This is a genomic window from Stenotrophomonas sp. TWI809 (assembly GCF_039673205.1).
In the GTDB taxonomy this organism is placed as follows: Bacteria; Pseudomonadota; Gammaproteobacteria; order Xanthomonadales; family Xanthomonadaceae; genus Stenotrophomonas.
On sequence record NZ_JBDJLE010000008.1, the window covers coordinates 134,843 to 147,278 of the forward strand.

12 protein-coding genes are annotated in these 12,436 nt (G+C 66.4%); 9 read left to right on the plus strand and 3 right to left on the minus strand.

Going from position 1 to position 12,436, the window contains the following annotated elements; all coding sequences use genetic code 11:
* Positions 1–8: 8 nt before the first annotated feature.
* From ABE472_RS08805 to ABE472_RS08835, 7 genes are all read left to right on the plus strand, one after another.
* Positions 9–1,337 (plus strand): dicarboxylate/amino acid:cation symporter, encoded by a 1,329-nt coding sequence (locus ABE472_RS08805; RefSeq protein ID WP_070470968.1) that lies wholly within the window; start codon positions 9–11, stop codon positions 1,335–1,337.
* A gap of 432 nt (positions 1,338–1,769) precedes the next feature.
* Positions 1,770–2,300, plus strand: a complete 531-nt coding sequence (locus tag ABE472_RS08810; RefSeq protein WP_346463006.1) for a hypothetical protein — start codon at positions 1,770–1,772, stop codon at positions 2,298–2,300.
* Positions 2,297–2,935 (plus strand): hypothetical protein, encoded by a 639-nt coding sequence (locus ABE472_RS08815; protein ID WP_313219018.1) that lies wholly within the window; start codon positions 2,297–2,299, stop codon positions 2,933–2,935. Before ABE472_RS08810 ends, ABE472_RS08815 begins: the two co-directional genes overlap by 4 nt.
* 56 nt (positions 2,936–2,991) lie before the next feature.
* A complete protein-coding gene (locus ABE472_RS08820; RefSeq protein WP_346463005.1) occupies positions 2,992–4,455 on the plus strand; it encodes an adhesin in 1,464 nt (487 codons plus the stop codon).
* A 156-nt stretch (positions 4,456–4,611) separates the two neighbouring features.
* Complete coding sequence (locus ABE472_RS08825; protein ID WP_313209011.1) at positions 4,612–5,298, plus strand: C39 family peptidase; 687 nt, start codon at positions 4,612–4,614, stop codon at positions 5,296–5,298.
* A 9-nt stretch (positions 5,299–5,307) separates the two neighbouring features.
* Positions 5,308–6,072 (plus strand): hypothetical protein, encoded by a 765-nt coding sequence (locus tag ABE472_RS08830; protein ID WP_346466031.1) that lies wholly within the window; start codon positions 5,308–5,310, stop codon positions 6,070–6,072.
* 48 nt (positions 6,073–6,120) lie between these two features.
* Positions 6,121–7,437, plus strand: coding sequence for a hypothetical protein (locus tag ABE472_RS08835; protein ID WP_121038531.1), 1,317 nt, complete (start codon positions 6,121–6,123; stop codon positions 7,435–7,437).
* Between the two features lie 35 nt (positions 7,438–7,472).
* Here ABE472_RS08835 and ABE472_RS08840 read toward each other — a convergent pair whose 3' ends face one another.
* The 3 genes from ABE472_RS08840 to ABE472_RS08850 all read right to left on the minus strand — a co-directional run bounded on the left by ABE472_RS08840 (position 7,473) and on the right by ABE472_RS08850 (position 10,503).
* Positions 7,473–8,810, minus strand: a complete 1,338-nt coding sequence (locus tag ABE472_RS08840; RefSeq protein ID WP_346463004.1) for a sigma-54 dependent transcriptional regulator — start codon at positions 8,808–8,810, stop codon at positions 7,473–7,475.
* Positions 8,811–9,055: 245 nt separating this feature from the next.
* Positions 9,056–9,817 (minus strand): C40 family peptidase, encoded by a 762-nt coding sequence (locus ABE472_RS08845; RefSeq protein WP_313209012.1) that lies wholly within the window; start codon positions 9,815–9,817, stop codon positions 9,056–9,058.
* Positions 9,818–9,963: 146 nt separating this feature from the next.
* A complete protein-coding gene (locus ABE472_RS08850) occupies positions 9,964–10,503 on the minus strand; it encodes a C40 family peptidase (protein ID WP_346463003.1) in 540 nt (179 codons plus the stop codon).
* 111 nt (positions 10,504–10,614) lie between these two features.
* Between ABE472_RS08850 and ABE472_RS08855 the strand changes: the two genes are divergently transcribed.
* Complete coding sequence (locus tag ABE472_RS08855) at positions 10,615–11,094, plus strand: peptidylprolyl isomerase (protein ID WP_088433264.1); 480 nt, start codon at positions 10,615–10,617, stop codon at positions 11,092–11,094.
* Positions 11,095–11,177: 83 nt separating this feature from the next.
* On the plus strand, positions 11,178–12,425 hold the full coding sequence (locus tag ABE472_RS08860) for a DUF418 domain-containing protein (RefSeq protein ID WP_313219012.1): 1,248 nt from the start codon (positions 11,178–11,180) through the stop codon (positions 12,423–12,425).
* Positions 12,426–12,436: the final 11 nt, after the last annotated feature.

Genomic DNA, 12,436 nt, shown 5'->3' on the forward strand with positions numbered 1-12,436 from the left:
GAACGCACATGAAGCTGGTCTCTGCCTGGCTGCGGATCCCCTTCTGGCAACGGGTCCTCGGCGGCTTCGTGCTGGGCGCACTGGCCGGCTGGCTGCTCGGCCCGGCGGCCGAAACCTGGTTCGGCCCGCTCGGCGATCTCTACGTCACCCTGATCAAGATGATCGCGGTGCCGCTGGTGTTCTTCGCCGTGATCAACGCCATTTCCTCGCTGCACGGGCAGAAGTCTGTGGCGGCCCTGGGCGGGCGCACCTTCCTGTGGTTCATCATCACCGCTGCCCTGGCCGTGTGCGTGGGCCTGGGTGTCGGCACCCTCATGCAGCCGGGCAGCGGCGCGCTCAGCCTGAGCATGGACCACGGCTACACCCCGCGCGAAGTACCCAGCGTGATCAAGGTGCTGATGGATGTCGTGCCCTCCAACGTCTTCTACGCGTTGACCGGCATCGGCACCCGTATCAATGGCGCCGGTGAAACCGTGCTGGCCGCGGGCCGCGGCTCGATCCTCCCGGTGATCTTCTTCGCCGGCCTGCTCGGCTTTGCCATGGTCAAGCTCGGCGACAAGGTCAGCGAGGCACGCAAGCTGACCGGGCAGATGAGCGAGATCATGATCCAGGTGACCCGCTTCGTGCTGGAGATCACCCCGCTGGGCACCTTCGGCCTGATCGCCGGCCTGGTCGGCAGCTACGGCTTTGAGAAACTGCTGCCGCTCGGCAACTTCGTGCTCGCCCTGTACATCGCCTGCGCCCTGCACATCGTCGTGGTCTACGGCAGCCTGCTGCTCATGCACGGCCTGAACCCGCTCAAGTTCTTCCGCGGCGCCGCCCCCGGCATGCAGGTCGCCTTCGTCAGCTCTTCCAGCTTCGCCGCCATGCCCGCCGCGATGCGCTCGATCACCCACAACCTCGGCGTCAACAAGGACTACGCCTCCTTCGCCGTCCCCCTCGGCGCCAGCATCAAGATGGACGGCTGCGGGGCGATCTATCCGGCCCTGTGCGCCGTCTTCATCGCCCAGTACACCGGCGTGCCGCTCACCCCCGAGCAGTACATCGTGGTCCTGATCGCCTCGGTCCTGGGCAGCTTCGGCACCGCCGGCGTCCCCGGCACCGCCGTCGTGATGGCCACCGTCGTCCTCAGCGCCGCCAACCTTCCGCTGGAAACCATCGGCTACCTCTACGCCATCGACCGCATCCTCGACATGATGCGCACCATGACCAACGTCACCGGCCAGATGCTGGTCCCGGTCATCGTCGCCAAGGAAACCGGCCTGCTCGACCGCGAGATCTACGACAACCCATCCACCAACCTCGGCGTGGATGAAGGCGAAGAACGAACGTCCTGATGCAGGCACGGACGCAGCACCCAAAGACCGGCGAGAGCCGGTCTTTTTTTGCTTGTGTGCAACTGCTTTCGCATCGTCGCTTCTTCCTGCCGAACAGGCAGATGTCTGGCGGGCTGGCGAGGCTTGGCATCGCCGGCCCTCACGACAAAGCGACTGGCTGAGGCTTTACAAGCAAACCCGGGGCGAGCCTGAATCCGCACCGTAACCCCCTGTATCACCCGGTGTAACACCCGTGATACACCCGCACCCCGCTTGCCTCTCAGCGCAACGCCGTCCATCGCCAAACCTATTCATACGCACAAACGCTAACGCCGCTGTAACAGCAATGTTGCGTGCGATTAACCCGCGCCGCACGAAAACCCCGGAAACACGGCCATTGGGAACTTGGCACGAATGCTGCTCCAACCCTCCGCATGTAATCGGGAGGTCGCCATGGACAGCGTTGCCGCACACCGCACACGACACACCACACTCTGGCTGCTCGCCGCCGCACTCATCCTGCCGGCCGCCGCCAACGCCTCCGGCGCACGCCAGGGCGTCAAAGCACAACCCGGCGAAATTGTCCTCCTGCGTGACGTCTCCGCACGGCCTGCGTACCGTCCTGCGCCCCCCGGCATGGCGCTTATCGCAGACCCCTCACCGCGCCGCGAAATCGGCCATGCCCTCGACACCTCCACCGGCATGGATGAACTCAGCGATGACGATTACGCCTCGCTGGGCTCCAACACCGGCGCCGGCATTCCCCGCAACGCCACCACCATCGAACGCGTCACCGGCCATACGGTCAACGGCACGCTCGGCAAAGTGACCGACAGCGGCATGCTCTCCAGCGGCCAGTTCAGCAACACCATCGGCGGCCCCATGGGCGCCGTCGGCAACGCCACCCGCGGCATTGGCGACCAGGTGCGTGGCGCACTCGCCCAGTTCCCGCTCGGCCAGCCCGCAGGCGGGCCCGGCAAATGAACACCGTCCTGCGCATGGCACTGTTGACCAGCCTGGTGCTGGCTCCCTGGGCTGCACACGCCCAGCAGGGCAACGACTACGCCGCGATGCTCTCCTATCTCAACCAGAGCCGCATCGACGGCCGCACCCTGGCCGGCGCCGATGGCGCCATCACCGTCAACATGGCTGCCGGTGACCTGAACCAGCAGGCCAACCTGATGGGCATCGCCAACGGCCGCAACGCCCATATCCAGGTGGATGCACGCCAGCAGCAGTCCAACAACGTCAGCCTCGGCGACACCGCCATGGACGCCAGCGCCACGCTCGGTGGCCAGGCACTGAACGGCGCCAGTGGCGTCGCATCAATCAACCAGGCCAGCGGCAATGGCAACGCGACGCTCAACGTCGTCACCGCCACGCTGGCGCAACAGGGCATACGCGAAACGAACGACGAGGCTTTGGCCGCGTCGGGCGCACTCGCGTCAGCAGGGGGGCAGGGGGCCGTCAACAGCGGTCGGTCGGCCGGAACTCGCAGGGTGGCGGTCGAAGCCTCCGCGCTGCAGGGATTCGACGGCGTCCTGCAACTCAATCAGATCGCGGGATCCGGCAACGCCACCGCAAACCAACTGAGCATTTCGGTGCAGTCCACCCCGTGAGTAGTCACATCCACCCGATTGTCTGTGATGAGAGAGAGGGCACCATGAACACCAACATGAAACGGACCGTACTGGCCATCGCCGTCGCCGCTGCATCCGCCTCCGCCGGCGCCAATGGCTGGGGCAATGACCGCGACAACCAGAACCAGAGCGCCAACATCAACCACCTGCACAATGTGGCTGAAACGCGCACCAATACCGATACCAACACCGAAACCAATACCACCACCAACACCGATACCGATTCGCGCACCTGGAACCGGACCTGGAACAACACCCGCAACAACAACAGCACCACCAACACCACCATCAACGACAACGTGACGAGCAACACCAACGTCACCAGCAACCGCGACGTGACCAGCAACCGCAACGTCACCGAGAACGTCAGCAAGACCAGCAACATCCAGGCCGACGAACGCCAGGAAAAGAACAATCACGGCGTTGACGTGAACATCGAAAAGGACCTGCGCCTGAGCTCGGACATCAGCTTCTCGGGTGATCCGGAAATCACCGGTTCGATCGACATCGATTCGGCCGCCATCGCCGTCATCGACAACCGCCAGTCGGTCACCAACAATCTGGCCGGCAACACCCTGGTGACCAACAGCGCCTCGATCGCCGACGACGTCGGTGCCGATGCCTCGGGCAACCTGGGCTTCAACGTCGCCGCCGGTGACAACAACGCCCAGGACAATGCGGCGTCGCTGTCCGCGGCCGATGCGTCCTTCAGCTTCGGCATGGCCGATGCGGAAGTCTTCGTCAACCAGTTCGGCGGTGGCAACACCACCCTCAACTCCGGCGTGACCAACGCCGCGGGCCTGGGTGGCAATGCCTTCAGCGGCGCGTCCGGCAACATCGGTGCCAACGTCGCCTCGGGCAACAACAACGAGCAGAAGAACGCGCTCGCCGCCTCGGTCGCCACCAGCGCCTATGCGACCTCGAGCATCAGCTCCAACCAGGTGTCCTCCGGCAACACCGTCAGCAACGCCGGCTACCTGCAGTCGATGACCGACACCGTGGACGTGAACCTGAGTGGTCGCGTTGCCGGTGCCACATTGGCCGTGGGTGCGGGCCGTTACAGCGGCACGGGTAGTGCCTACCAGAAAGACAACTACTACCTGGATACCTGGAGCGGCGCGCTGGATCACCCGAGCGGCAGCGAAACCGGTCATATCGACATGGATAGCGATATCCAGAATGCCACCGCCAACCCGAATCGTCCGGGCGTGGGCGGCATCGCGTTCGATACCGATGAGCGCGGCACCAGCCAGTTCGTTGAACTGGGCGTGGCCGATCTCTACGCGAGCCTGAGCGGCACCGTCTCCACCACCCGTTGGGTGAACGTGGATGCGACCAACACCGCGGCGCTGTCCGGCAGTGCGTTCTCCGGCGCCTCCGGCAACATCGGGGTGAACGTGGCCTCCGGTACCGGCAACCTGCAGGCCAACAGTCTGGCCCTGGCGGTTGCGCAGCCCTCCACCGGCGGCGGTGGCGGTGGCGGCGGTCCGGAACAGTAAGGTTGTCCGTTTTCGCAAGCAGTACGCGTTGAGCGCAACAAACCCGGTCATCCGCCAATGACCGGGCTCCCCGGGAGCCCCTGTCCCTTCTCCCCCTTGGGGCAGGGGCTCCTTCCTGAGCCGGAGTACTACATGTCCAGTCGTATGCGCACGTGGATGCTGGTGTGGGCCTTGTCGGTGCTGATGATGCCGATGGGCATCGTGCGTGCCGGCGACGTCGGCTTCAGTGGTGTGCTGCCCAACGGGGCGGTCCTCACCCAACGCGTGGAAAGCATGCAGGAACGGCGCTTCCGCAATGTCGTACGGCAACACACCGATTACAGCTGTGGCGCAGCTGCCCTGGCCACGATCCTGCGCTACGCCTACCACCTGGAGGCCGATGAGAGCACGGTGATCGAAGGGATGATGGGGGTCTCGGATCCACAACTGGTCCACCAGCGGGGTTTCTCGCTGCTGGACATCAAGCGTTACGTCGAATCGATGGGCATGCGTGGGCGCGGCTACCGCGTCAATGAAGAGCGCCTGCGCTCACTGCGCGTGCCCGGGCTGGTGCTGATGGATGTGCGGGGCTTCCGCCACTTCGTGGTCCTCAAACAGGTCCGTGGCGATCTGGTGGATGTGGCCGACCCGATTCTGGGCAACCGCAGCATTCCCGTCAGCGAATTTCTCCAGGCGTGGCCGTCGCGCGCCGTGTTTGTCGTGATCGGCAGTGACTTCGATCGCAACACGGCGTTGCTGCAGCCCGGTGAACGGCCGAGTGCCCGTTCGCTGTACGCCAGGCAGGGGCCGATCACCGATGCGGAACTGGTCGATTTCGGATTCACCCATGCCGATCTGTTTTAAGGAGGCACCATGAACATCGCAACCTGGACGCCCGGCATCGTGTTGCTCGCCCTGCTGGGCATTGCGCCGGCGCATGCCGACGAGAGCCGGCCCGGCAAGGGATTGAGCGAAATCCCCGATCCGGAATTGAACCTCATGCGGGGCCGCTACACCGTCGGTGGCAACACCGTGGCGTGGTTCGGCGTCACCATGGTCTCGCAATGGCAGACCGCCGGCGGGCAGTCGGCACAGAGCGCGCTGAAGCTGGGCATGGACTTCAGCCACGGCGGCAGCATACCGAAGATCAGCTTCGCACCGAGCGTGAGCGTGACCGCTGCCGATGCACCGCTGCCGGTGACACCGGGGCGCAGTGTGGACTCCAGTGGCCTGCAGAACGTGGCCGGCCTCAGCCAGAGCATCCAGGTGGCCGGCGACGGCAACCTCGCCAGCAACGCCACCCAGCTGACCGTGCGCGATGGCGTGGCACCCACGCCCACCGGCGAGGGCGTGAACCTGGCCAGCGTGCAGCAGGGCGGTGTCAGTGCGCTGGCCCAGCTGGAAGGCAACACGGCCAAGGTGCAGTTGCAGATCGAGGGTGTCGGTGCGGTCCAGCAATGGATCCGCAATGGCAGCGTCGGCCAGAGCATCGCGCTGGGCAGTGATGGACAGTCGGTCACCAACCGGCTGCAGATCGACCTCGTGAGGCAATCGCTGGCCAACAACGTTCCGCTCAACCAGAACGTGGCGCAGGCGATGACGCTGGTACGCGGCGTAGGCATGGGGCCGGGCCAGTGATCCATCGGCCCGGCAGGGGGAGCGACAACACAACAGTGGGCCAAGGCAATGCACACGATGATCCGCGCAACACCGCTGGCGCTGGCGGCGCTGGCACTCATGGCGGCTGCGTCCGCCCAGGCACAGGCACAACAGCCGGCGCCCGATGACGCAGCCGACGTCAAGGCCTTGATGGCGCAGCTGGAAAGCCTGAAAGCCAATTACGCGCAGGAAGTACGGCGCCTGCGCGAGCTGGACATGCAGGTGCAGGCCATGCAGGCGCGGCTGACCGGCAAGACCGCGCCCGTCGCCGGTGCCGCACCTCCACCTCAACAGGCCTTGCCGGCTGGCACGCCTGCAGCGCCGGCCAGCGCCGACGGTTACGCCAGCTCGGCGGCCGAAGCGCAGCAGGCCAAACAGGAATCGCGGCGCAGCGTGGATGACGTCAAACAACAGCAGGCTGCGCTGTTCAGTCGCCGCTTCACGATCGAAAACAGCCTGTCCTACGCGCGCTATGACCGCAAGCAGCTCAGCCTCAACGGCTTCCTGGCGCTGGACGCGATCTTCCTGGGCAACATCGCCATCGAGAACGTCGAGTCGGACACGCTGACCTACAACCTGGCCGCGCGCTGGGGGGTCAGTCCGCGCCTTACCTTGAACCTGGATGTGCCCTACCTGGCTCGCAAGACCGTGTTCCAGAAGGGCGGCGCCGGCGGATCTGCCGCGGCCATCGCGCAGGAAGAGACGACCGGCAACGGCATCGGCGATGTTGGCGTGAGCGCCAACTACCGGCTGTTCGCCGAGCGGGGGCGGCTGCCGGAAACCGTGTTGACCGTGGGCGCGACCGCGCCGACCGGGCGTGCGCCGTATGGGCTGGACTGGAAGGTGCTCGAGCGCGATGACGATGACTTCATCCGCTTCGCCGTGCCCGAGCAGCAGCCCACCGGCAACGGGGTGTGGCAGGCCAACGTCGGGCTTTCCGCAGTGAAGACCGCCGATCCGGCGATCCTGTTCGCCAACATCGGTTACATCCATTCCTTCCCGCGCAGCTTCGATGACATCGACGCCAACCCGGATACCACCAACCCGGGGGATGTGAAGCTGGGCGGCTCGTACTACTTCGGTGCCGGCGTGGCGTTCGCCTTCAACGAGCGCACCAGCCTGAGCATCTCCTTCAGCGACAAGCTGAGCGCGCGCGCGTCCACGCGCTACAAGAACGGCCAGTGGCTGAAGGTGATCGGCAGTGACGCCAACGCGGGCACGCTGAACCTGGGCATCACCTACGCCCTCAACCAGAAGACCACCTTGGTGAGCCTGCTGGGTATCGGCCTGACCCCGGATGCACCGGACTTCACTCTGGCGTTCAAGGTGCCGTACAGCTTGTAGGCGCGCTGCGGAGGCTGCGACGCCACCGCTGAAGGTCAGCGCAGTTCGGGAAGCGCCAGCTGGTGCTTGCGGCACAGCCGGTAAACGGTCACCCGCGAGACCTGCATGTGGCGGGCGCAGGCGGTGATGTTGAAGTCGTTCTGGCGCAGGGCATGCAGCAGGGTTTCGCGTTCGGCGACCTGCTTTGCGCCGTGCAGGCCGTGCGCGGTGATGGGCAGCAGCGGCTGGCTCAACTCCAGGTCCGCGGCGGTGATCAGTTCGGCATCGCTGACGATCGCTGCACGCTGCACCCGGTTGAGCAGCTCGCGCACATTGCCCGGCCATGCAAAGCGCTCCAGCGCCTGGACGGCATCGGCGGTGAAGCCGCGCGCCCGGGTGACGTGGCGATGCCGGAAGCTGGCGAGAAAATGGTGGGCCAGCATCGCGATATCCGTGCCGCGCTCGCGCAGCGGTGGCAGGGGCAGGCGCAGCACGTTGAGCCGATAGAACAGATCGCGCCGGAAGTGGCCCTGTTCGACCGCGGCTTCAAGATCGACGTGAGTGGCTGCCAACACGCGCACATCCACCGCCAGCGGCCGGTTGCTGCCGACGCGTTCGACGGTGCCTTCCTGCAGTACACGCAGCAGATTGGTCTGCGCATCCAGCGGCAGGTCGCCGATCTCGTCCAGGAATACGGTGCCGCCACTGGCCGATTCGAACAGGCCCAGGCGCCGCGTTGCCGCACCGGTGAAGGCGCCCCGCTCGTGGCCGAACAGCTCGGACTGGACCAGCGCGGCCGGGATGGCGCCGCAGTTCACCGCCAGGAAGGGACGCGCGTGGCGCGCGGACAGTGCGTGCAGCGCCTGCGCCGCGAGTTCCTTGCCGGTGCCGGTTTCGCCGGTGATCAGTACCGGCAGGTCTACCGGTGCGTACTTGCGGATGGCCGCGCGGGTGACCTGCAGGACCGCGCTGTCGCCGATCAGGGACTGCGGGCCATGGGGCGCGGGCAGGGAGTCGGCGCCCGCCAGCTGCTGCAGCCGCTGTACGACGCGCGGCAGATCGATCGGGGCGGTATAGGTATCCACACAGGCGGCAAGCAGCGCATCCAGCACCGGCGAGGCGCGCAGCGGAGCCGCCGGCAACAACGCCAGCAGGCTCATGTGGCGGTGGTCGACCAGCAGCTGCTGCAGGTGGGCCAGATTGGCCGGGACCACGGTACGCAGGTCCAGCAGGCCGACGACCTGGTCGCTGCCGCGCATGCCGATGCCGGCGCACTGCTCGGGGGCGACGCCGCGCACCTGCCAGCCGGCCGCAGCCAGCGTCGCGCGTTCAAGCGCGAGGGGTTGCCCAAACCAGATCACACACCGGGCAGGAAAATCGGGGACAGCCGCCATGCGTCACCTTGTCGACGAGGATCACGGGCGGTGTCTGCTGCCTGATCGGTTGCCCAGGACGTGCCGCCCCACGTCCGGGTCCGTCCCCCGCCGCGGCGCGCGTGCGCCGGGCGTGTCGCCCGCTGGAAAACAGGCGGTGACAGAGAAAGGAACGCGGGTTGGGCCGGTCAGCGGCCATCGCCGGGCCCAACAAAAAAGGCCGCTGCAGGGCACCGGCCTTCGATCCATGCGTTCAGCAGGGCCCGTCAGAGATCGACGCGGCGGGCCTGCATGAACTTGCCGCCCCAGTAGCCGCTGACCAGGCTGTCGACGCGGACGTCCTTGCCGGTGCTCGGGGCATGCAGGAAGCGACCTTCGCCGACATAGATGCCGACGTGGTCGACCCGGCCCTTGCGGCCGAAGAACACCAGGTCGCCAGCCGCCAGGGCGTTGCGGTCATTGATCAGTTCGGCAGCGCCGTCATGGGCCATCTCGCGCGACACGCGCGGCAGCTCCACGCCCAGCGCGGTACGGAACACATAGCCCACCAGGCCGCTGCAGTCGAAACCACTGTCCGGCGAGGTGCCGCCCCAGCGGTACGGGGTGCCGAGCAGGGTCATCGCACGGCGCAGCAGGGACTGGACCTTGCCGTTTTCGGCGGCGTCGCCGGCCACTGTAATGGCGCCGGTGCTGGCGTCGTAGTTGGCGAGCAGGCGGCTCAGGTCACCGGCGAACATCGCCGAGCGATCCATGAGCGGGATGGTGTCGTTGGCCGCCAGGTGCGGAAGCAGGGCGGCGAGGGTGGCGCTGGCAGCGGCATCAGCCTTGCTGCGGGCCGGCGCATCAGCCTTGGGCTTGGCCGGCGCGGAAGAATCGGGGGTGACAGTGACGGGGGGTGCAGCAACCTCGGGAGCGGTCGTCGGTGCGGACTGCGCCCAGGCCGGAAGGCTGGCCAGGCAGAGTGCTGCAGCGAGGAAAGCGGGGCGGGCGCGTCGCCGGGTGGCGGCGGTCTGGCCTTTGCACGTCAGGTCGTCTGTCGTCACGCGGCGGTCACTGAATAAAAACGATGGGTGATGATGCCGTGTAAGCGCAGTGATTAGGTACAAATTCCGTTAATTTTTCGTTTACAACTATGTGATGTACGTCACAAATTTGGACCTTACCCCTGTTCAGGTTAGTCAAGGACGCGTTTCGCCCCGGTGTAGTGGTCCTTCCAATAGGGACCGCCGAGCGAGTCCAGACGGACCGTGCCGCCGGTGCTGGGGGCGTGCACGAAGCGGCCTTCACCGACATAGATGCCGACATGGAAGACGTTGCCCTTGTTGCCGAAAAACACCAGATCGCCCGGCGCCAGGCGCTTGGGATCGATCTTCGGCCCCTGCACGGCGGCCAGATCGCGCGAGGTGCGCGGCAGCCGCAGATCGAGCATCTCGCGATAGACATAGGCCACCAGGCCGCTGCAGTCGAAGCCGGACTCCGGGGTGTTGCCGCCATAGCGATAGGGGGTGCCGACGAGTCCGATGGCGCGCATCAGCACCGCGTTGGCGGCCTGGGGGTCGTTCGGGGTCACGCTCGGCCATACCTGGGGGGAGGCGGGCGGCGGGGCCGGGCGGGTGGTCTTGCCGCCGCCACAGGCGCTCAGCAGGGCGATGATCGCCAGCAGGGCCAGGCGGCCGGGCAGGCGGGTCAGGCGCGAAACTGGCGTCATGTGCATGTTGTCCGGATAATGCGCGACCTTAGAAGGCCGTCATGATGGCGGCGTATCCGGCAGGCCACAACCCGCCTCACCCGTCTGCCCTCGGCAGTCTCCAGACCAGAGTTGCGCATGAAGATCGAAAAAGACCGCGTCGTCCGTTTCCATTACACCGTCGCCGAGCAGGGCCAAGAGCCGATCGAGAGCTCCAAGGACCGTGATCCGCTGGCGATCCTGATCGGCCACGGCAACATCATCCCGGGCCTGGAAAACGCCATGATGGACAAGGAAGCCGGCGCCACTTTCGAAGTGGACGTCAAGGCGACCGATGCCTACGGCGAGCGCCGCGAAGGCCTTACCCAGCGCGTGCCCAAGAAGCACTTCGGCACCAGCAAGCTGGTCCCGGGCCAGCAGGTCGTGCTGCAGACCAACTTCGGCCCGCGCGCGGTCACCGTTGAGAAGGTCGGCATGAGCGTGGTCGATGTCGACCTGAACCACCCGATGGCCGGCAAGGACCTGCACTTCAACGTCGAGATCGTCGACGTGCGCGAAGCCAGCAAGGAAGAAATCGAGCACGGCCACGTGCACGGCGACGGCGGCCACCAGCACTGAGTGCTGCAACCCCTGGTTGATCCAACGGCCCGCTTCGGCGGGCCGTTTTCGTTTGTGCGGCAGGCCCTCGTGCGCACGGCATAATGGCGGCCCTGGTCAGCGGATTGCCTGTGAACGCAGCTTCTTCTCCTTTGCAGCCGGTGAGTGCCCACGAGCGCATCGCCGTCATCGACATCCTGCGCGGGTTCGCGCTGCTGGGCATCCTGCTGATGAACATGGAGGCGTTCAGCGGTCCGCTGGACCTGTCCTTCACCGGCATCGATCCGCATTGGCAGGGCGCGGACTACTGGGCCGATGCGGCCATCTACGTGCTGGTCCAGGGCAAGTTCTTCACCCTGTTCTCGCTGCTGTTCGGCGCGGGGTTCTCGGTCATGGCGCAGCGCGCCGAAGCGGCCGGGCGCGCATTCGCACCGTTCTATCTGCGCCGCAGCGTGGCGCTGCTGCTGATCGGCCTGTGCCACGCGCTGCTGGTGTGGTCCGGCGACATCCTGGTGATCTATGCGTTGATCTCGATGCTGTTGCTTGCCTGCCGCGAGGCGCCGCGCAGTTGGCTGCCCGCGATGGGCGCGACCAGCTATCTGGGCGCTGCCGCCCTGGTGCTGGTGCTGGGGGCGTTGATGAGCTGGATGGCCAGCATGGAGCACACGCAGGAACCGCTGCGCGAGGCCATCGCCCAGGCCCAACGCACGATCGAGCTGCAGCGCCAGGCGTACGCGCATGGCAGCTGGGGGCAGGCGGTGGGACAGCGCCTGCGTGATCTCGGCGCGATGCTGTCGGGCATCTTCGTGATCGGTCCGGAAGTGCTGGGCATGTTCCTGATCGGCAGCTGGTTCGCGCGCAGTGGCGCGCTGGCCGAGCCCGAGCGGTTCGCGCGGCTGTATGCACGGCTGCGCTGGGTCGCGTTGCCGGTCGGGCTGGTGCTGATGCTGGGCAGCGCGATCTGGCACCCCTATCAGGCGCCCGGCACGCTGGACCTGCGCGGCGGCGTGGCGTATGCGGTCAGCGCGCTGGCCGGGCTGCTGATGTGCCTGGGCTATCTGGCCTGGATCGTGCACTGGCGCGCACGCCTGCAGGTGCTGGCGCCAATGGGGCGGATGGCGCTGACCCATTACATCGGCCAGTCGCTGGTCTGTACCTGGGTGTTCTATGGCTATGGACTGGGCGCGTTCGAAACGATGCCGCGCCTGTGGCAGATTCCGTTCGCGCTGGCCCTGTTCGCGCTGCAGGTGGCGATCAGCCATGCGTGGCTGCGGTACTTCCGGTTCGGGCCGCTGGAGTGGATCTGGCGCGCGATGACCTATCTGCAGTGGCCGCCGCTGCGCCGGGCCTGACACGGCGGTGC